General features: G+C 42.5%; 20 protein-coding genes. 10 read left to right on the forward strand and 10 right to left on the reverse strand.

The window, feature by feature from the left end; translation table 11 throughout:
* Positions 1 to 256: 256 nt before the first annotated feature.
* Positions 257 to 802 (forward strand): shikimate kinase, encoded by a 546-nt coding sequence (locus RMZ42_RS07150; RefSeq protein ID WP_322670754.1) that lies wholly within the window; start codon positions 257 to 259, stop codon positions 800 to 802.
* Positions 803 to 813: 11 nt separating this feature from the next.
* Here the strand turns inward: RMZ42_RS07150 and RMZ42_RS07155 are convergent, their stop codons facing one another.
* Positions 814 to 1,437: a Uma2 family endonuclease gene (locus tag RMZ42_RS07155; protein ID WP_322670755.1), complete on the reverse strand. Its 624-nt coding sequence runs from the start codon at positions 1,435 to 1,437 to the stop codon at positions 814 to 816.
* Between the two features lie 495 nt (positions 1,438 to 1,932).
* Between RMZ42_RS07155 and argB the strand changes: the two genes are divergently transcribed.
* Positions 1,933 to 2,829, forward strand: a complete 897-nt coding sequence (gene argB, locus RMZ42_RS07160) for an acetylglutamate kinase (protein ID WP_322670756.1) — start codon at positions 1,933 to 1,935, stop codon at positions 2,827 to 2,829.
* Between the two features lie 64 nt (positions 2,830 to 2,893).
* Here the strand turns inward: argB and RMZ42_RS07165 are convergent, their stop codons facing one another.
* Positions 2,894 to 3,346 carry a hypothetical protein gene (locus RMZ42_RS07165; RefSeq protein ID WP_322670757.1) on the reverse strand — a complete coding sequence of 151 codons (453 nt, stop codon included), beginning with the start codon at positions 3,344 to 3,346 and terminating at the stop codon, positions 2,894 to 2,896.
* A 169-nt stretch (positions 3,347 to 3,515) separates the two neighbouring features.
* Between RMZ42_RS07165 and RMZ42_RS07170 the strand changes: the two genes are divergently transcribed.
* From RMZ42_RS07170 to pyrE, 3 genes are all read left to right on the forward strand, one after another.
* On the forward strand, positions 3,516 to 4,058 hold the full coding sequence (locus RMZ42_RS07170) for a tetratricopeptide repeat protein (protein ID WP_322670758.1): 543 nt from the start codon (positions 3,516 to 3,518) through the stop codon (positions 4,056 to 4,058).
* Positions 4,059 to 4,269: 211 nt separating this feature from the next.
* The gene (locus tag RMZ42_RS07175; RefSeq protein ID WP_322670759.1) at positions 4,270 to 5,172 is read left to right on the forward strand and encodes a DUF3153 domain-containing protein; all 903 of its coding nucleotides are present in this window, start codon (positions 4,270 to 4,272) and stop codon (positions 5,170 to 5,172) included.
* Between the two features lie 82 nt (positions 5,173 to 5,254).
* On the forward strand, positions 5,255 to 5,788 hold the full coding sequence (pyrE, locus tag RMZ42_RS07180; RefSeq protein WP_322670760.1) for an orotate phosphoribosyltransferase: 534 nt from the start codon (positions 5,255 to 5,257) through the stop codon (positions 5,786 to 5,788).
* 75 nt (positions 5,789 to 5,863) lie between these two features.
* Here pyrE and RMZ42_RS07185 read toward each other — a convergent pair whose 3' ends face one another.
* Positions 5,864 to 6,217, reverse strand: coding sequence for a helix-turn-helix domain-containing protein (locus RMZ42_RS07185; protein WP_322670761.1), 354 nt, complete (start codon positions 6,215 to 6,217; stop codon positions 5,864 to 5,866).
* Between the two features lie 148 nt (positions 6,218 to 6,365).
* Between RMZ42_RS07185 and RMZ42_RS07190 the strand changes: the two genes are divergently transcribed.
* Entirely contained in the window at positions 6,366 to 6,983 is a 618-nt protein-coding gene (locus RMZ42_RS07190; protein WP_322670762.1) for an FMN-dependent NADH-azoreductase, read from the forward strand.
* Between the two features lie 220 nt (positions 6,984 to 7,203).
* Here RMZ42_RS07190 and pdxH read toward each other — a convergent pair whose 3' ends face one another.
* Entirely contained in the window at positions 7,204 to 7,848 is a 645-nt protein-coding gene (pdxH, locus tag RMZ42_RS07195) for a pyridoxamine 5'-phosphate oxidase (RefSeq protein ID WP_322670763.1), read from the reverse strand.
* A gap of 127 nt (positions 7,849 to 7,975) precedes the next feature.
* On the opposite strand from pdxH, the gene RMZ42_RS07200 reads away from it, so the two are divergent.
* From RMZ42_RS07200 to RMZ42_RS07210, 3 genes are all read left to right on the forward strand, one after another.
* Entirely contained in the window at positions 7,976 to 9,061 is a 1,086-nt protein-coding gene (locus RMZ42_RS07200; RefSeq protein ID WP_322670764.1) for an AI-2E family transporter, read from the forward strand.
* Positions 9,062 to 9,405: 344 nt separating this feature from the next.
* A complete protein-coding gene (locus RMZ42_RS07205) occupies positions 9,406 to 10,236 on the forward strand; it encodes a ScpA family protein (RefSeq protein WP_322670765.1) in 831 nt (276 codons plus the stop codon).
* A gap of 536 nt (positions 10,237 to 10,772) precedes the next feature.
* Positions 10,773 to 11,942 (forward strand): NDP-sugar synthase, encoded by a 1,170-nt coding sequence (locus tag RMZ42_RS07210; RefSeq protein ID WP_322670766.1) that lies wholly within the window; start codon positions 10,773 to 10,775, stop codon positions 11,940 to 11,942.
* Between the two features lie 194 nt (positions 11,943 to 12,136).
* Here the strand turns inward: RMZ42_RS07210 and speA are convergent, their stop codons facing one another.
* Entirely contained in the window at positions 12,137 to 14,158 is a 2,022-nt protein-coding gene (gene speA, locus RMZ42_RS07215; protein WP_322670767.1) for a biosynthetic arginine decarboxylase, read from the reverse strand.
* A gap of 269 nt (positions 14,159 to 14,427) precedes the next feature.
* On the opposite strand from speA, the gene ndk reads away from it, so the two are divergent.
* The gene (gene ndk / locus RMZ42_RS07220; RefSeq protein ID WP_322670768.1) at positions 14,428 to 14,877 is read left to right on the forward strand and encodes a nucleoside-diphosphate kinase; all 450 of its coding nucleotides are present in this window, start codon (positions 14,428 to 14,430) and stop codon (positions 14,875 to 14,877) included.
* Positions 14,878 to 15,038: 161 nt separating this feature from the next.
* Here ndk and RMZ42_RS07225 read toward each other — a convergent pair whose 3' ends face one another.
* The 5 genes from RMZ42_RS07225 to RMZ42_RS07245 all read right to left on the reverse strand — a co-directional run bounded on the left by RMZ42_RS07225 (position 15,039) and on the right by RMZ42_RS07245 (position 19,143).
* Complete coding sequence (locus RMZ42_RS07225) at positions 15,039 to 15,761, reverse strand: TerC family protein (protein ID WP_322670769.1); 723 nt, start codon at positions 15,759 to 15,761, stop codon at positions 15,039 to 15,041.
* 296 nt (positions 15,762 to 16,057) lie between these two features.
* Positions 16,058 to 17,026 carry a M48 family metallopeptidase gene (locus RMZ42_RS07230; RefSeq protein WP_322670770.1) on the reverse strand — a complete coding sequence of 323 codons (969 nt, stop codon included), beginning with the start codon at positions 17,024 to 17,026 and terminating at the stop codon, positions 16,058 to 16,060.
* The gene (locus RMZ42_RS07235) at positions 17,017 to 17,379 is read right to left on the reverse strand and encodes a zinc-ribbon domain-containing protein (protein WP_322670771.1); all 363 of its coding nucleotides are present in this window, start codon (positions 17,377 to 17,379) and stop codon (positions 17,017 to 17,019) included. The genes RMZ42_RS07230 and RMZ42_RS07235 overlap by 10 nt, the downstream gene beginning before the upstream one ends.
* A 32-nt stretch (positions 17,380 to 17,411) precedes the next feature.
* On the reverse strand, positions 17,412 to 18,215 hold the full coding sequence (locus RMZ42_RS07240; protein WP_322670772.1) for a hypothetical protein: 804 nt from the start codon (positions 18,213 to 18,215) through the stop codon (positions 17,412 to 17,414).
* 4 nt (positions 18,216 to 18,219) lie between these two features.
* Positions 18,220 to 19,143, reverse strand: a complete 924-nt coding sequence (locus RMZ42_RS07245) for a CHAT domain-containing protein (RefSeq protein WP_322670773.1) — start codon at positions 19,141 to 19,143, stop codon at positions 18,220 to 18,222.
* Positions 19,144 to 19,154: the final 11 nt, after the last annotated feature.

Below are 19,154 nucleotides of genomic sequence, written 5' to 3' on the forward strand. Positions count from 1 at the left end.
AAAGTTATAAGTAAATTTGAGAGAAACAAAGTGAAAAACTTTGATATCTGTTGAAAATAAATTTATTGAGGTTTATTTTGTTTTTGTATGCCTGCGGAAATTACTAATATCGGCATCAAGTTGTAGTAGTAAACTATTAGAGTTTGCGCGATTATGTATCAAACTCCGTATTTTTAAGTCCTAGATTGAATCGTTGAGTTTATAATTTAAAGCTGTGACTCAGCACTCAAAACTTATAATTGGAGCGAAGCAACTGGTGAGCAGCTTATTACAAGGAGTCAACCTGTACTTAATTGGTATTATGGGCGTTGGTAAGACGACAGTAGGGCGCTTACTAGCAAAAGAACTGGGTTATAGGTTTGTAGATACCGATGGTGTCATTGTCCAAGCAACAGGTAAATCTATCAATCAATTATTTGCAGAAGTTGGTGAAGCCAGGTTTCGCCAGTTAGAAAGTGACGTACTTTCACAAATTTGTGCTTTTACAAAGTTGACTATCGCAACCGGTGGGGGCATTGTATTGCGGCGAGAAAATTGGGGTTACTTGCACCACGGTTTGATAGTGTGGCTAGATACGCCAGTGGAGATAATTTACAGTCGTTTAGCTGAGGATACCACAAGACCACTGCTGCAAGATATCGATCCTAAAGCTAAGTTGCGATCGCTCCTCGAACAACGAACACCACTTTATTCTCAAGCTGATTTGCACATCACCGAGCGAGAGGGAGATACACCTGAAGACGTTGCCAAGCGAATACTTGAGGCAATTCCTAGCGTTCTCAAAACACAAGTTTCTCATTAAGAAGACTCAAATTACCAAATTTTGCCCATCCGTAGGATAAATCCTGGTAATTCTGGATTACCATTAACTGCTTCGGGATTATCCAAAATTTCAACTTCTCGATTCGGACGATAAATGTAGACTTTTCGATTTTGCCGATCGATTAACCAGCCTAGTGATGCACCGTTATCGATGTACTCCTGCATTTTCTCTTGTAATTTGATCGGGCGATGTCTACGACGGGCTACGCCTACGCTAGATGAGCGTAACTCAATCACAAAGCTGGGACAAATTGGTGCAAATGAGGCTTTTTGTGCATCTGTTAAGGCGTTCCAGCGCTCCAGTTCAATCCAAGAAGCATCAGGGGAACGCATCGCTCCATTGGGTAGTGTAAAACCTGTACTGGAGTCAAAGCCTATGCCAGTGCCATCTTGTTCAGTCCAATACCCAAGCTGTGCAGCAATGTTAAAGTTACGGTTGCCCGTATCTGAAAAAGCTGGGGGCATGATGATGACTTCCCCATTGGCAGTACGCTCAATTCGCAAATCTCCATTGGCTTGGCAGAATTCATAGAACTGCTCATTTGTCATCTGCACAAGGGAGGGGAAATTTACCGTTAGGGGTGTGCTTTCAGTTTGAATTAGCAGCGTAGTCATTTTCATTCCCTAGCTTCAGCCGAATGGTTTCAATTCTAGAGGTTTGAAGCAAGAGCATTGGTTGTGATAGCAACAAGTCGAACAATTTCCAAATGTGGAATTAGCTTTTGCTTGGACAAGAGACAGAAATGCTCCCCTTGTTTTAGGACAGATGAATTTTTTCTTAGAATTAAATGTATGTTTTTATTGTGCTGATTTAGCATCTGAGATTAGCCCTAAATAAAATTATTTGTTTGTTTCCAATAATTCGGTTTGCGCTTACGATGCGCGATGTCTGATAGCAAGCCGCAAAGCGTCTACGCAACCCCAAAAACCTGCGCTTAAGTTGTGGGTGACGCTGCCTACTATCCTGGCATTTTAGTGTTAAATCTCCATAAAGGGATCGATAGAACCCAAAAAGCTTATTTTGCTCTTGGCAGCTATGAGATATTGTTACAAGGTACAAAGTCTTCTACACTGACTGCATAGGTTTTAACTCTCTCTGTTAGGCTCCTCATGACGGTCAACGATTCTGAATACATCAGGCAAGCTGAAGCCACTCGTGTACGTGTACTCAGCGAAGCACTACCTTATATTCAACAATTTGCCGGTCGCACTGTTGTTGTCAAATATGGTGGCGCAGCGATGAAAGATAGCACACTCAAAGACAAAGTTATCCGCGACATTGTATTCTTGTCCTGCGTGGGCTTGCGTCCGATTGTAGTCCACGGCGGTGGCCCAGAAATTAACAGTTGGTTAGATAAGCTGGGCATCGAACCACAATTTAAGAATGGTCTGCGAGTCACTGATGCCGCCACAATGGATGTGGTGGAAATGGTTTTAGTTGGTCGAGTTAATAAAGAAATTGTCTCCCTGATTAACCAAGCTGGTGGATTGGCTGTAGGACTTTGCGGTAAAGACGGTAATCTATTTACAGCCCGTTCTCAAGGTGAAGAAGGCATCGGCTTTGTGGGGGAAGTCAGCAATGTAAATATCAAGATTTTGGAAACCCTCGCTAGCAATGGCTATATTCCAGTAGTGTCTAGCGTCGCCGCAGATGAAACGGGACAAGCTTATAACATTAACGCCGATACCGTAGCCGGGGAAATCGCTGCTGCATTAGGTGCAGAAAAGTTAATTTTACTGACCGACACCAGTGGAATTTTAAAAGATTACAAAGACCAATCTACTTTGATTCCGAAAGTAGATATTCGTGAAGCCCGCGAGTTGATTGCTGATGGTATAGTTAGCGGTGGGATGATTCCCAAAGTGAATTGCTGTGTGCGATCGCTTGCTCAAGGAGTCCGTGCCGCACACATCATCGATGGTCGCATTCCCCACGCCCTGTTACTAGAAATCTTTACTGACGTTGGGATTGGGACAATGATTCTCGGTTCGCAGTTTACCTATTAGAGTGCTGAGTGAGAAGTGAGGAGTGAGGAGTAAAGAGTTCTTATTATCCCCTCATCTCCCTACTCTACCGGGGATAGGTAATAATAACCCGCGATCGCCCACCGCTAAATGGTGTACGAGGCCATGAATTATTGATAATTACTGGATTAACTAGAGTTGAGTCTCGAATTGTTGGATTGATCGGCGTGAAATTTCTAATATTTTGCCTGAACTGGGGATAGGAATAATCGCGGTAATGATTACGTTGTGGCATTAGTCCTGTTGTTGGGTCTACAGGCATAGGCATGGGAATCGGACTACCATAAATAAAGGAACCCACAGAAGGCGACGATTGCCTGACTCCATAACCACCATCATTTACGAACACGCGCTGGGTAGAATGCGATCGCCTGACTCCATAACCACCATCAATCCCGAACGCGCGCTGGGCGGATGCTGGAGCAATGCTTACACCCATCACTGCTAAAGTCATACCTGCTAAGAGCCAATTCAGTTGCGAATGCTTGATTTTCAACATAATTTTGCTCACCTGCATTTGATACCAGAATTTTTAATCAGAAAATAGTTGCAGCTACTTACTTAAAATTTTAGAAGTTTATCTGCTTCAGATTGCCAGCTTTTGAAAAGATTCCAAAAAGATTGCTGGCATTGGCAAAATGAAAATAGTGCTAATTTTTGTATAAGACGTGAGTACAGAAAGTCTAGAAATTGCTAAAACCCGCTACCAGGCTGGGAAAGTTGCCTTTGAGAATGGGCAATACCGTGAAGCCGTAGAAAATTTAGAAAAGGCCAGCGCTTTATTAGCTCGTAATTCTCGTCTTGGGGGCGAAGTAGAAATTCATCTAGTGACAGCTTATGAAGCGGCTGGACGCACGGATGATGCGATCGCTCTTTGCGAAAGACTCAAACGCCATGCTCATTTTGAAATTGGCAAACAAGCGCGGCGGATGCTTTATATATTAAAAGCACCAAAGCTGAAAAGACCCAGCGAATGGATGACCGAAATCCCCGATTTGGGCACACTAGGCGATAATGAACTCAAAATTTCTGTACCTGCTAAGTCTCCAAAATCTTCTGGGGAGCAAAAGCCAAAACCTGCCGAGCCAGAATTCGTTGACCTCAGTCAGGTCAATACCAGAGATAATCGCTTTATCTGGGTGGCGCTAATTGCCATTGGTTTAACCATCTCGTACTTGGTTTGGTTGAATTTTTCCGGAACTCCTGGCTGATAATAATTTTGGATTTTGGACTTCGGCTTCACTCAGTCGAACGATTTTGGATTTTAGATTCTTATGGTTTATGCTTCACCCAGAAGGGTTGAGGCATGAAGCAAAATCCAAAATTTAAAATTTTTGAGCTTTATCCGCTTATCGGTGGGGTCAATCCAAAATCCAAAATTTAAAATCCAAAATCTGTTGACTTTGGGGGAGATTTATAGTTATGAATTCTTCAATTTTCGGAAAGATTTTCTTGTGGTTAGTCAGATCGTTTAATTTTGTGTTGGCAAATATGAAATTGCCCTCACGAGTGAATGGCCGAAATCGAATAAACCGCGTCTTTCCCATCCGAAATCCTATTCTTTGGCTAGTGCTGTTAACATCTCTCCTACTGACTGGCTGTGTAAAGTACGATGTGGGGCTTAACTTTGACAACTCAAATAGTGGCGAACTAGTACAGCATATTAAGTTGGGAGAACGGCTAACCAGTTTTAGCGGCGATTCGGTGTATGAGTGGTTAAAGAGCATAGAACGCCGCGCCCGTCAACTTGAGGGTAAAGCACAGCGAGTTTCCCCAGAAGAAATCATCGTCACAATTCCTTTTAGCAGTGGTAGGGAATTGCAAGAGAAGTTCAACGAATTCTTTAACTCCCATGCGAATCAACCCTCTGAGTCTGTACAGAGCGAATCTGACTCAGGACTGCCGAAAATTGAATCAAACGTCCTCTTGGAGGAGAATAATTTTTTACTTTTAGTCCGAAATCGGTTGATTTATGATTTGGATTTGCGATCGCTCTCTCTAATCGCTAGCAAAGGTAACGTTCTAGCAAATGCTGGTTCAATTCTCGATTTGGAATTTAGTTTAAAGACTCCTTGGGGAGCCAAAAATATTCGACTAACTGAAACTGCAATTGAGCCAGAAAAAAATGGCAATCAATTAGTGTGGAAACTCCAGCCTGGTGAGCTAAACCACATAGAAGCTGTTTTCTGGCTTCCTAGCCCCCTTGGTATAGGTGGGTTGTTAATTATCCTGTTTGTCTCAGGAGGATTGTACTTGAGATATAATTTCATGCCAGATCCGAGAATTCAGTTTCCTCCCAAAGTAGCAGCAATCCAGGAACAGTAGACTATTTATCTGTTAAATATTGTTAGCGAAGCCGATGCATTTTCCATCGGCTTTTTTACCTTTTCCCCAGCTTTTTGTAAAAATGAGTTATAGCGAATTAGCCAAAGAAATTGTCCGTGGTTCCTATTTGAAAGGCGAGTTTCGGTTACGTTCTGGTCAGATATCTGACCATTACTTTGATAAATATCAGTTTGAATCTAATCCTTTGTTACTGAAGCAGTTAGCTAAAGAAATGGTAAAAAAGATTCCACCAGGAACAGAAATTTTAGCAGGACTAGAATTAGGGGGAGTTCCTTTAGCAACAGCAATTTCATTAGAAGTTGAATTACCAGTTGTCTTTGTTCGGAAGACAAAAAAAGAATATGGTACTGAGAAGCTAGCAGAAGGAATTGATATCCAAGGAAAAAAATTGTGTATCATTGAAGACGTGATTACAACAGGTGGTCAAGTTGTAAAAAGTACCGAAGCGCTGCGTCATGAGGGAGCGATCGTGGACTTTGTACTCTGCGTAATCTGGCGCGGAAGTACACAAGACAATAGTCTTGAAAAAGCTGGTATTCAAAAACTTCCTCTATTTGGTATGGAGGATCTTTCGGTGTGGATGGAACTGTCTTAAAGCCCACAATTAAAATATCTTAGACAATAGTCCTAAAAATACTTAGGTTTAAGATAAAACTTGTGTAATTTAAGCTTAAACATTACTATTGCTATGTTCTCGTTGTTCGCTGCCATACCAACGTTCAGCAAGTCCATTGAGTTGATGAAGGATTTCAATGAGTTCCTGTCCGCGTTCTGTAAGACCGTAAGTGACTTGAGGTGGGATAGTTGGTTCATACTGGCGATAAATAATTTCTGCTGCCTCAAGCATCCTCAGTCTTTCTGTCAGCATTTTGGTTGATATGCCTTCTACTTGGCGCTTCAATGCACCAAAACGAGTAGGCCCGCGATTACACAACACCCATAGTATGTACATTGTCCAGGGGCCCGATAATAAGGACATCAAAATACTGATTGGGCAAGCATCAGGATTTGTAGAAGCAGACATCGATAAGTTAGCCAAAATTATCCAATAGTTACTTTATAGTAACTACTTTACTTTAGTAACTAGTTACTTTTAGTATCTGATGTAATGCTTTGAAATAAAGATTTAAAAAAAGTAAAAGCAGAAATCCTAGTTAATCAGGAGATATTTGGTGGTAAACATTCTACATATTGATTCCAGCCCCCGTGGTGAACGATCGCACTCCAGAGAATTATCTAAGGAATTCGTCAGTGCTTGGAAAGCAGCGCATCCTGAAGATGCGATCGCCTATCGAGATTTAGGGCATCACCCAGTTCCTCACGTTGATGAAGCTTGGATTGCGGCGGCATTTTCACCACCAGAAACCCATACTCCAGAATTAACTGAGGCAATTAGGATTTCTGACGAACTGGTTGATGAGTTTTTGGCAGCCGATCGCTACGTCTTTGGAGTGCCAATGTATAACTTCAATATACCTTCCACCTTTAAGGCTTACATCGACCAAATCGTTCGCATTAACCGGACTGTTGCCTTAGATGCTCAAGGTTTTAGAGGGTTAGTCGAAGGTAAAAAGGCAGTTATCATTACAGCTCGTGGCGGTGACTTTAGCGCCACCTCCCCAGCCGTTGCCTACGACTTCCAAGAACCCTACCTGCGGACGATTTTCGGCTTTATTGGGCTTACAGACATTCAATTTATTAACGCTAATAGCCTGAATGAAGGTGATGCCCGTACCCAATCTCTATCACAAGCACGGGCAGCAATTAAAGATTTGATTCCTCAGTGGTAATGTGATACGGGGCATTGGGCATTGGGCATTGGGCATTAGGCATTGGGCATTAGGCATTGGGCATTGGGCATGGGGCATTGGGCATTGGGCATTGAGAAGAGACAAGGTAGACAAGGAAGAGGGGGGAGATAAGAAAAAGACTTGTTCAATAATTCCCCCTTGTCCCCCTTGTCCCCTTGTCCCCCTTGTCCCTTTGTCCCCTCTGCCCCCTGCCTCCCCTTCACGGTGACAATCGCTCAATCTTCCAAGTGCCATTATCTAAACGGCTATAGAGCAAGCGATCGTGCAGACGGCTAGGGCGTCCTTGCCAAAACTCAATTTCTGTAGGGATAACTCGTAAGCCTCCCCAATGAGACGGTCGAAAAATCTCTTGATTTTCATATTTGCTTTGGAATTCCTGCAAGCGTCGCTCTAAGACTTCTCGACTTTCTATGACCTCGCTTTGATTAGATACCCATGCACCCAAGCGACTGTTAGCTGGGCGACTGTGAAAATATTGGTCAGACTCAGTTTCGGAAACTTTCTCCACATACCCCGAAATTCGGACTTGACGTTCCAGTTCTGCCCACCAAAAGACTAAAGCCGCCTGGGGGTTTTCTGCTAATTCTTGTCCTTTGTGACTGTTGTAGTTAGTAAAGAAGGTAAAGCCCCGTTCATCAAAATCCTTAAGCAGCACCATTCTGGCTGAAGGCTTACCGTCTGGTGTGGCTGTGGCAATGGTCATGGCATTAGGTTCAGGGAGTTGTGCTGCTAGAGCCTGATCGAACCATTTTTTAAATTGGATAAAAGGATTGAGTTCTACTTCGAGTTCGCTCAAGCCTTCCAAGGTGTAGTCTTTGCGAAGGCCAGCTACAGTTTTGTCCATTGTGATTTGTTTCCTTGCTATCAGATACGCTTATATATATCTTTGTTAAAAATATCTATGATGATAATCAGTGCCATCAAGAATTTTACAAATTCTCTCAAGGAATATTTAAAATAGGTTGCGTCAGATGCGCCGTTCAGCCTCCCTTCAACGCTTGTTAATTTATGGTCTGAGCGGTCCGATTATCGCTCTCAATATCTGGTTGCTGTCTGTACTTTTTCGCTATTTCCAGCATCCCATTACTGTCTTGAGCATTGCGGCGATTCTGGCTTTTCTGCTCAATTACCCGGTTAAGTTCTTTGAACGTGCTCAGATCACCCGCACTCAGGCGGTGATCGTAGTTTTACTGGCAACATTAACCCTGCTTGGGATTTTGGGCGTTACCCTAGTACCGTTGATCGTCGATCAAACAATCCAACTGTTAAATAAGATCCCTGATTGGTTAACCGCCAGTCAAGCAAACCTAGAGCAGTTTGAGATGTTGGCAAAGCAACGACGTTTGCCAATCGATCTGAGGGTTGTGAGTAGTCAAATCAATGCCAACATTCAAAATGTAGTGCAACAGCTAGCTTCTGGTGCAGTAGGATTTGCTGGAACACTACTTTCTGGATTAGTTGACTTAGTGTTAGTCATTGTGCTTGCATTTTATATGCTTTTATATGGCGATCGCGTCTGGTATGGTCTGATCAATCTTTTACCCTCTAACATTGGAGATCCCCTCACCACATCCTTGCGCTTAAACTTTCAGAACTTCTTCCTCGGCCAGCTGTTACTAGGATTGTTCATGGTGCTAACCTTGACACCAATTTTCTTAGTCATAAAGGTGCCTTTTGCCCTGTTGTTTGCCATTTTAATCGGTATTTCAGAACTCATTCCCTTTATTGGGGCGTCTCTCGGTATTGGTCTGGTGATAATTTTAGTACTACTGCAAAATTGGTGGTTAGCAGTTCAAGTTGCGATCGCGGCAATTCTCATGCAGCAGCTTAAAGATAACTTGTTAGCTCCCAGGATACTCGGTAATTTTATCGGACTCAATCCCATTTGGATTTTTGTAGCTATTTTGATGGGATTTGAGATTGCTGGCTTGTTAGGGACAATTGTTGCTGTTCCAATTGCTGGTACTATTAAGGGCACTTTCGATGCTATTAAAAGCGGCAAGCCGAGTGATTTTGTCTCAACTGTCACTATTGCCCATGATTCGCCTCCTGATTAAGGGGGCAGGGGGGCAGGGGGGACAAGGGGACAAGGGGACAAGGGGGAATTATTGAACAAGTCTTTTTCTTATCTCCCCCCTCTTCCTTGTCTACCTTGTCTCTTCTCAATGCCCCATGCCCAATGCCCCATGCCCAATGCCGAATGCCCAAGGTCAAAAGTTGCACAATCTAATCTCACAATTCACAATGGTGATCGATTACAAATTTTAGAGGATATTGCCAGCAGGCAATTTCTGAAAAAAGAAGCGCAAGCGAATGTATAGAGTATACGCTTTGCCAATAGTCAATTAATTTCTTGAATTTACATTCTTTTGATTCTCATTAATTAACTTAGAACCTGTTGATGGAAGCTTCCGAGCTGTTAGAAACAATCACATTTTTGATTTACCAAGCCGAGCAGGGGGAAATTGATCCTTGGGATGTCCAAGTGATCGAGGTGATTGACCGCTATTTAGAACTGATGGCACCGGGGGCAATAACAAGAGGCTATGAAGCGGACTTGTCTCAATCTGGACAGGCATTTTTATCAGCATCAATGCTGGTATTATTCAAGGCAAATACCTTGATGCAATTGTCAACAGTAGGAGATGCGCAAGATGGTGTAGAAGATGATGCCTTACTGGAAGGTGAGGACGGTGTATTACATCAGGGTCATCGTCTACCCTTAGAACGGCAATTGCGTCGTCGTCCAGCGGCAATGCCACCACCAAAGCGTCGGGTAACTCTGCAAGAGTTAATCGAGCAATTGCAGATTATGGCTAACCAACTAAAACTGGTAGAAAAAGTCAGCAAACCTATCCGTCCCAGGCGTCAACCTAGCGTTCAAAGTATGCGAGAGGCGCTGGAGTTAGCTCACCAAGAAAATCTGACAGAAGTCGCTAAGGAACTGGAGCAGGTGTTGAATTTGTCTGCAAAAGAGCTAAGTTTAGAACAAACTTGGTTGAATTTAGAACAACTTGTAGAGTTGTGGACTAAGACAAAGCTTCTTAACCAAAATGGGTCTGGACACGAGTCTAAACACAGTAACCTAGTTAGCGTTTTCTGGGCACTACTATTACTCTCGGCTCAATCGAAGGTAGAGCTATTTCAAGAGGATTTTTATCATGAAATTAAAATTCGCTTAATTAGAGATTCAGCTAATATCGGCAAACCTTTTGAGAACCCGATGAACTAAGAAAGTCAAAAGTGGAGGCAGGAGGCAGGAGGCAGAGATAGAAACTGTTTATATGTGATGCGTAAGTCCTGCATTTTAGACCTCATCTACTTGTAAACTGCTGTATTGTTGCTTTTTGGTGAAAAGTGACGCTCTTGTGTTGCTACAGAGCGCCGGAACCGACGATCCGACTTTTCGCTTTGTCACGGATAACAGCGCCCTATATTTATGCATGAAGAGACAAAACAATTTAAATCAAAAGTGCGGGCATCAAGATTTAAGACTTCCTGGTTAGAAAAATAGGAATTTATTTATGGGTTTTCCTCCTGCCTCCAGCATAGCTGCTTCCTTTGTCATAGATTTTTGATTCAGCCGCAAAATCCGAGTAAATTGAAAAGATAAGCGATCGCTTGTCATCTAAGTATATCAATGGTTGTAATAACCACTAAATTCCTGTTATCCCTATTCTGGGGGATGACTTAGAGCAGAAATAAAAACTGATGATAAAGTATCACTCGATGAAAGTAAACTGGCTTGTGGTTGAGGAATAAATTTTTATGAAAGCGATGATTCTCGCGGCTGGCAAGGGTACTCGCGTGCGTCCGATTACGTACACTATGCCCAAGCCGATGATGCCCATCCTGCAAAAGCCAGTGATGGAGTTTTTACTAGAACTGTTACGCCATCATGGATTTGACCAGATTCTAGTTAATGTTAGTCATTTGGCTGAGGAAATAGAAAACTATTTCCGTGATGGTCAGCGGTTTGGAGTGCAAATTGCCTATTCCTTTGAAGGAAAAATTGATGACGACGGTAAATTGGTGGGCGAAGCGATAGGTTCAGCTGGAGGGATGCGACGCATCCAAGATTTCTCACCCTTTTTTGATGATACCTTTGTAGTTTTATGTGGTGATGCTTTAATTGACTTGGATTTAACTGCGGCGGTTAAATGGCATAGAGCTAAAGGGTCGATCGCTACCATTATCACTAAATCTGTCCCCAAAGAAGAAGTTTCTAGCTATGGTGTGGTTGTGACTGACGAAGAAGGTCGTGTCAAAGCTTTCCAAGAAAAACCTTCAACTGAAGAAGCCCTCAGCACCAACATCAACACAGGTATTTACATTTTTGAGCCAGAGGTTTTTAACTATATTCCCTCTGATGTTGAATATGACATTGGTAGCCAATTGTTTCCCAAATTGGTAGAAATCAAAGCCCCCTTTTACGCCATTCCTATGGACTTTGAATGGGTAGATATTGGTAAAGTTCCAGACTATTGGCGGGCGATTCGTGGTGTGCTGCTGGGTGAAATCAAAAATGTACAAATTCCTGGTCATGAAGTCGCCCCTGGTATTTACACTGGCTTAAATGTCGCCGTAAATTGGGACAAAGTGGATATCACAGGCCCAGTTTACATTGGTGGGATGACAAGAATCGAAGACGGAGCTAAAATTGTCGGCCCAGCCATGATTGGCCCCAATTGTTGGATATGTAGTGGCGCAACAGTGGAAAACAGCGTCATTTTTGAATGGTCGCGCTTGGGCCCTGGAGTCCGGTTAGTCGATAAGCTGGTATTTGGACGTTATTGCGTAGATAAAACTGGCGCTGCGATCGATGTTCAAGCTGCTGCTTTAGACTGGCTGATTACCGATGCCCGTCAGACACCGCCATCACATACCCCTGTTGAGCGACAAGCGATAGAGGAATTGTTGGGGACAAATACAAATTAAAGTTAGGAGTTTGGAGTTAGGAGTTTGGAGTTAGGAGTTTGGAGTTTGGAGTTTGGAGTTTGGAGTTAAGAGTTAGGAGTTTGGAGTTTGGAGTTATTATTTCATATTTCCCTCTTCACTTCTAACTTTTAACTTTATTCCTAACTCTTCACTTCTAACTTTTAACTTTATTCCTAACTCTTCACTCCTAACTCCTAACTATTTAAGTACGTATATCTTCTAAGACTCTGCTCGTAGGTTTGCAGTAGTCGTTGAGATTCTGCTAGGGTGATGCGCTTTTCTTCTAATGCTTTCTCGCAGCGCTGGCGAATGTTTTCCACCATATCTTCGGAGTCATACTGGACGTAGCTTACTACTTCGCTCATCGTGTCACCTTTGACAACGTGTTCAATTTGGTAGCCTTTGGGCGTTAATTGGATGTGAACGGCGTTGGTATCGCCAAACAAGTTGTGCAAATTGCCCATGATTTCCTGGTAAGCTCCATTCAAGAACATTCCCAAATAATAGGGTTCTCCGGGCTTGTAGGTGTGCAATTCTAAAACCGACTTGACATCGCGCAGGTCAATAAAGCGGTCGATTTTACCATCACTGTCGCAGGTGAGGTCTGCTAAAATTCCCCGCCGTGTTGGTTCTTCATCTAAGCGGTGGATTGGCATGATCGGGAATAGTTGGTCGATCGCCCAGCAATCTGGTGCCGATTGGAACACTGACATATTCACGTAGTAGATGGAAGCCATGATTTTCTCTAGGTCTTCTAGTTCATCGGGTACGTATTCTTCCTGTCTAGTGATGGTAAGAATTTTTTGACAACAAGCCCAGTAGAGACGTTCGGCTTTAGCTCGTTCTCTGAGGCGTAAAATTCCTAAGTTGAAGCGGCTGATGGCTTCTTCTTTGAATTGTGTAGCGTCGTGGTAGAACTCCTGATAATTCTCTTTGTTAATGGATTGGTAAGTTTCCCAAAGATAATTAATAATCGGGGATTCTCCCTCTTGTGGAGGTTCTGGGTTGTCGAGAGGGACATCACTAGTACTAAGAACATCAAAAATCAGCACCGACTGATGGGAAGCGATCGCTCGTCCACTTTCACTAATCAGTGTTGGTACGGGAATCTGCCGCTCTGCACAGGTATCTTTTAACTCTGCCACGATGTCATTGGCATAGTTCTGCATGTTGTAATTTTTCGATGCATAGAAGTTAGTTTGAGAGCCATCATAATCTACGCCCAAGCCACCACCAACATCAAGGTATTTCATATCCGCCCCCAGCATTGCCAATTCCACATAAATGCGGCTGGCTTCTTGGATAGCATCTTTAATTACATTAATGGCAGAGATTTGTGAGCCGATATGGAAGTGCATCAACTGCAAAGAATCGAGCAGGTTAGCTTCGCGTAATTTGTCAACAGCCTCGATGACTTCAGGCATTGTCAAACCAAATTTAGCGCGATCGCCACTAGAGGTTCCCCAACGTCCCATACCTTGGGTACTGAGTTTAGCACGAACACCTAATATCGGTTTAATACCTAACTGGCGATTGGCATCAATTACCAAATCAACTTCTTCAATCTGTTCTAAGACGATGATTGGTGTTTGCCCTAGTCTTTGGGCTAACATTGCCGTTTCGATGTATTCTCGGTCTTTGTAGCCGTTGCAAACTAACAATGCTCCTGGTGTATCCAACACAGCTAGAGCAATCATTAATTCTGGCTTGGAACCGGCTTCTAAACCAAATTGATGGGGTTTGCCAAATTTGACTAAATCCTCAATCAAATGCCGTTCTTGATTGCATTTAACGGGAAATACACCACGATAAACACCAGGGTAATTGTAGCGAGCGATCGCTTTGGCAAAACAAGCATTCAACCGCTCAATCCGGTCTTCCAAAATATCGGAAAAGCGAATCAACATGGGAAGTCCCAAGTTGCGCTGTTTCATGGAGTTGACCAATTCAAACAAGTCAAGAGATCCCCCGCGATCGCCCTTGGGTGACACGGTAACGTGACCAGCAGCGCTAATGGAAAAATAAGGTTGTCCCCATCCTTCAATGCGGTACAAAGCTTCGCTATCCTCAATTTTCCAGGAGCGAGGTAAATCTCCTGTGGTAGTAGGACTCGGTGGTAACAGTTTTTTTTGTTTATGATTTTTCACTTCAGATTTTTGTCCATTGGACGGTACTTGTACCACCTCGTCAGATGTAGCAGTTGACTCAACACCCATTTCTTCCTAACCTCTGTTTTTCACCCATGAGTTAACAATTTAGCGCATTCATTTAGGAACGTATATGCACCCAAGGATAATTTCTGAGATAAACTCTGATTGGTCAAGAGTCGTATGTCATTAGTCATTAGTCATTAGTCATTGGTCATTGGTCATTAGTGCAAAACCCTTGTACTCAAGACAGAGGACGACAAAGGACGAAGGACAAAGGACGAAGGACAAAGGACAGTTGACTAGATAAAAACTTTATTAAGCTTTGGGAGATAGCAATGGAGCGCACATTTTTAGCAATTAAGCCTGATGGCGTCCAGCGGGGACTAGTGGGGGAAATTATCCGTCGCTTTGAAACTAAAGGTTTTACCCTAGTTGGTTTAAAGTTACTAAAAGTCAGTCGGGAATTGGCTGAACAACACTATGATGTTCACCGGGAACGTCCCTTTTTTGCTGGTCTAGTCGAATTTATCACTTCTAGCCCAGTGGTAGCAATGGTATGGGAAGGTGATGGTGTCGTTGCATCTGCTAGAAAGATTATTGGTGCGACGAACCCTTTAACAGCAGAGCCGGGAACGATTCGGGGCGATTTTGGTCTGAATATTGGTCGCAACTTAATCCACGGTTCTGATGCTCAAGAAACCGCGCAACGGGAAATAGCCCTATGGTTTAAGGATGAAGAATTAGTCAGCTGGCAACCACACTTAACGCCTTGGTTGCACGAGTAAGACAGTAGGGAATGGGGCATGGGGCATGGGGCATTGAAAACAGGCAGAGGCGATGGGGGGCAGAGGGGAAAAACTTACTGTAACTTCTCCTCTGCTCCCCTGCTCCCCTGCTCACCTGCTCACCTGCTCCCCTGCTCCCCTTGTCCCCTTGTCCCCTCTTTTTACTTAGAGACTTCGCTCTTTTCCGGTTCTACTTGGGGCAGTTCAGTGTCAACACGCTTGGAAAATCCCCAGCCTAAAATTAGGAAGATAGCAGCAATCATGATCCATTCTGGTGGAACTAAACTATCGTTCACCACTTTCAACAACAGGCGCAAGCCTACCAAGGCGACAGTTACATAGCCTGCGTCTTCTAGGTTTTCATATTCGTCTAGCCAACGGATAAACAATCCCGCCATGAATCGCAGCGTAATAATACCAATTGTTGCACCCGTTAGCACTAGCCATTTTTCTTGAGAAACTGCGATCGCAGTTGTCACGCTATCCAAAGAAAATGCCAAATCTGTAAATGCAATCACGGGTATGGCTTGCAACAATGAATTAAAACGCGGCCCGTGATGGCGGTCGTCGTTGGCTTCTTGTGAGGTAAAGTGTTGGAATACCAACCACAGCAGATAAGCAGCGCCCAATAATTCAAATTGCCAGAATTGTTGTACCCAAGTAGCAGTGAGAATCAGGGTGATTCGCAGCACATAAGCAACGACTAAACCAAAGTTGAGTCCTTTACGCTCAAGTTCTTCGTCTTCCAGCCCCCTAGCGATCGCAGCCAGAGCGATGGCATTGTCAGCAGATAACAGCGCCTCTAAAAGCACCAGGATCAGCAGAACTATAGGGGCTTCAATGGTGAAATGAAAGTCGAGGTAATCAAAAATTCGGTCTAGCATTCCGGGTTTCTCAAGCAGAAAAAAATTAAAATTTGACAAGAACAGAGATTTGCATATTAAAAGCGCAATAAATTGCCACTCTAATTCAGCTTAACGTGGTTGGGGTGCATTTTGAAGAGGGTTGAATGTGTGCGATCGCCCTATGAGTGGGGTAATTTGCGTATAAGTCAATACACCCAAAGTTTTAACATCTAGTTTAGTGCGATCGCCTTTCTTATTTGTATATTATAGTATGATTTTATACTTACAAAGCATTTATACTATTTGCTATATGGTTTAACTTAGTGCCATTCCACTTAGGAAGAAACTTTCTCTCCACAGCTTGGACAAAAAGTGTGTGAAAATTCAAGTTTAGCCCCACAATGACGACAGAAGCTAGGTGATGGAGCTAGCTGTATTTTGGTTTTGCGTTCTAGAACTGCTTGGTAATTCCCAGAGTCAATCCACTTTAGAAGTTCATTTGTTCGTGCAACTGTAAAAGCTTGATCTCTAAGTGATAAGCTTAATAGCTGAATAACTTTGTTGTACCTAGTGTCTGCAAATCCCTCAAACTCTCTTGCTTGTGTCACAAAATCATCAATATTGAACGAATCAAAATATTTCTTAGGTAGTCCTGCAATTTTTGCCAGTGCGGTCATTGCAGAATTTATATTTTGACATGCTAATAACCCCGCTCGATCAGCGGTATAGTCTGCCATTCTCAACCACCGTATCAGTGCCAAATACACTGTGACAGTAAAGGTGTTTGTTATTGCTCCCAATCCAGGTATTGATCCCATGACACTGCCTATAAGAGGGAAGAGCCAAGCGATATTTTCGTAAAGAACATGCTGGCTCTTAAGCCTACCAACCTCGCAACCCAAAACAAACAATAATTCAGACCTGGAAAAGTTTTCTATGCACGCAGTACTAATAACAACGAGCGGCTTTTCCACCCCTACTGTTAAACCTTGAAGATTGTTGGTTGAAACTTCCAATTGTCGGAAATAATCGTCTGGTCTTACATATATCTCTGGTGTTGTCTTCAAATTTAGAATCTCACAAGCCTCCTCCAAAATTTCGTAAATATCAGGGAGACTGCCAGGAGTAACCTTGAGATTGCTACCGATAAATTCAAGTCTCAGAAACTTTTCAATACTCAAGTCAAAAAACTTTCTAACTAAGAGATCCAAACCTGGTGTTTTTTCTAGAACGTCAAGTGCGTTTCTATCTGAAGGATGCTCATACTCACGAGGATTAAGTCCCTCTATTCTTACTAGTTCCATAAATTGCGATTACCTTTTGCAACTTGATAAGCATCTATAACCGACCATACCCAAATAGCAATACCCATAATTTTGAAATCTGTGGAACCTAAAATGATAGCTCCGACTAGCATTACTAAGCCTTTCTTCACATCACCATTGTAGAACTGCCCTATTGCAATTCCTGGAAGTATGAAAGACAAAATAGCAGCAAGGATTGGATCTTTACCTTGTGGATACCTTTTAGCAGTAGATGGAGGTCTATGACCACGACTTCCGTCATCTAAAGAGACATTAACATTTAGAGAACTGCCACAATTGATACAAAATCGTGAATTAGCTCGGTTTTCAGTTTGACATTGAGGACATTTCATAACGAATTTTTATTAAATGAAGGTTGACTATATCACAAGCTTAAACTTGATATTTTAGCGGCTCTACTATCGGCAGGAAAAAAGATACGAACATGATACAGCCCTTTCAAGTTGTCATTACGAGCAATTGCATATATTTCTTCTTTGCCATCTTCCTTATCTGCTCCTCTTAAACCGAGTCTTGTACGTTCTGTACTCCGACTGTCAATAATTTCAATAGGACGTTTATATAAGTTTTCTCTTCTAAATGCCACACTAAAATTGTTTTTACGAAAAGCTGGATCGATCTGTCCATTTGGAAATAAGGACTTATGAGCAATAGCCTGAAACTTCTGAATTCCTACCTCAACATTAGGACTACATAAAGCATCAAATAGTTTGTTGATGAGATCAATAATAATTTCATCTTTTCTACCAAGTGATTGTGCTTCGAGATGTTGTTGAGCCGTTTGACTTGAAATTGTTTGAGGTGCAGAACTAGATAATGGAACAGTTTGCTGTTTATTATTTGGATAATTCTGTCTAAATTCCTGACTACAGTTGAGTTTTTCGGCAATTTCATTTAAAAAAAAACCATATATTCCTTGATGAAAAATAGGAACTAGTTCTTTACAACAAACCTTACATAGAGCTTTTTGATCGCCTATTTGATTCAAATACCTAATAAGTAGTAGAAAAAAGTCAGAATCAGAAGAACCTCTAATAAACGAAAGTCGCTTGGGGTCAATTCCAATGCTAAGACATAGTGCTTCTCGTGCTCTTGATTGTTGGCTACGAAGCAGAAGGTCTATTAATGTATCTATATCAGATTCATCTAAAAGGTTTTGGTCAAACATACTTTTAACCTTTCAAATTATGACAATTTATTTTTGATTTAATATTGTCCAAGTCAGCTGAGTACTTCCCTCCTTTTAACACACCTTCAAGTTCGGAGCAGATTTTACAAAGTGCTTGTTTGTTACCTATACTATGCAAGTAGCTAATTAGCTCTAAGGCAAAGTCAGCATCGGTGGATTGCCTTAAAAATCCAAGTTGATTTGGTTCAATTCCAATTTTTAGACAAAGAGCTTTTCGTGCCGAATATTCTGCACGTCCACTACGTATTAAGAGTTCTGTAAGTACTTCTCTGTCAGAGTCGTTTAGTTCCTGATCTAACTCAGACGCTGGTTCATTGTGGACTAGAGGTTGGTCTTTAGACCCATGAAAAGACTTCTTCTTAAGAACTGGGGTTAGTTGCTCTGAAATACCTGCCAACCGAATTGCAGCACAACCAAATTTGTAGGCAAATTCAACAGGCTTTCCTACTCCTAGAGCATCGTAAAAGCCCACAGCAAATTCAATTGCTGCTCTATCTCCGATTGCCTTGCTCATACCAATCACATAGTTAATGTGTTGAGCGATCGCGTTTGCCTGTACCTCTGAGTAACAGCCATTAAGAACAACACATTCAATCTGCTCTGCAAATAGCTCAAACAATCCCGCTAGAGCTTCTCCATCAACTAGCTTTGCTCCCCCTGTTTCGTTTTCAAATACCAGACCTTCATCTCCTGTTCCATGCCCAGAAAAATGAACAATTTGTGGATTGATATCCAGCATTGCTCGCTGGATATCCCTCGGTCGGACTGCCCACTTCTGTTCTAAAACAAACTGATTGCGCTGTTTGGCTCGCTGCAATCCAGCATCAATTTCACGCGCTTCCTCATCCAAACGCAACGGTTTTGTGCCTTGAGGATTTGCTGCCAAAATTAAGATTGTTTGCACCATTCACTAAACCC

It is taken from the genome of Nostoc sp. DedQUE05, assembly GCF_034530955.1.
GTDB lineage: Bacteria > Cyanobacteriota > Cyanobacteriia > Cyanobacteriales > Nostocaceae > Nostoc.

Excerpts from the sequence above, each read along its gene's own strand:
- RMZ42_RS07155 (WP_322670755.1), bottom strand. The coding sequence starts at position 1,437 with ATGACTACGCTGCTAATTCAAACTGAAAGCACACCCCTAACGGTAAAT.
- RMZ42_RS07245 (WP_322670773.1), bottom strand. The coding sequence starts at position 19,143 with ATGGTGCAAACAATCTTAATTTTGGCAGCAAATCCTCAAGGCACAAAA.
- RMZ42_RS07205 (WP_322670765.1), top strand. The coding sequence starts at position 9,406 with ATGGAAGCTTCCGAGCTGTTAGAAACAATCACATTTTTGATTTACCAA.
- RMZ42_RS07200 (WP_322670764.1), top strand. The coding sequence starts at position 7,976 with ATGCGCCGTTCAGCCTCCCTTCAACGCTTGTTAATTTATGGTCTGAGC.
- speA (WP_322670767.1), bottom strand. The coding sequence starts at position 14,158 with ATGGGTGTTGAGTCAACTGCTACATCTGACGAGGTGGTACAAGTACCG.
- RMZ42_RS07165 (WP_322670757.1), bottom strand. The coding sequence starts at position 3,346 with ATGTTGAAAATCAAGCATTCGCAACTGAATTGGCTCTTAGCAGGTATG.
- pyrE (WP_322670760.1), top strand. The coding sequence starts at position 5,255 with ATGAGTTATAGCGAATTAGCCAAAGAAATTGTCCGTGGTTCCTATTTG.
- RMZ42_RS07210 (WP_322670766.1), top strand. The coding sequence starts at position 10,773 with ATGAAAGCGATGATTCTCGCGGCTGGCAAGGGTACTCGCGTGCGTCCG.
- ndk (WP_322670768.1), top strand. The coding sequence starts at position 14,428 with ATGGAGCGCACATTTTTAGCAATTAAGCCTGATGGCGTCCAGCGGGGA.
- RMZ42_RS07185 (WP_322670761.1), bottom strand. The coding sequence starts at position 6,217 with ATGTCTGCTTCTACAAATCCTGATGCTTGCCCAATCAGTATTTTGATG.
- RMZ42_RS07240 (WP_322670772.1), bottom strand. The coding sequence starts at position 18,215 with ATGTTTGACCAAAACCTTTTAGATGAATCTGATATAGATACATTAATA.
- RMZ42_RS07225 (WP_322670769.1), bottom strand. The coding sequence starts at position 15,761 with ATGCTAGACCGAATTTTTGATTACCTCGACTTTCATTTCACCATTGAA.
- argB (WP_322670756.1), top strand. The coding sequence starts at position 1,933 with ATGACGGTCAACGATTCTGAATACATCAGGCAAGCTGAAGCCACTCGT.
- RMZ42_RS07235 (WP_322670771.1), bottom strand. The coding sequence starts at position 17,379 with ATGAAATGTCCTCAATGTCAAACTGAAAACCGAGCTAATTCACGATTT.
- pdxH (WP_322670763.1), bottom strand. The coding sequence starts at position 7,848 with ATGGACAAAACTGTAGCTGGCCTTCGCAAAGACTACACCTTGGAAGGC.
- RMZ42_RS07175 (WP_322670759.1), top strand. The coding sequence starts at position 4,270 with ATGAATTCTTCAATTTTCGGAAAGATTTTCTTGTGGTTAGTCAGATCG.
- RMZ42_RS07230 (WP_322670770.1), bottom strand. The coding sequence starts at position 17,026 with ATGGAACTAGTAAGAATAGAGGGACTTAATCCTCGTGAGTATGAGCAT.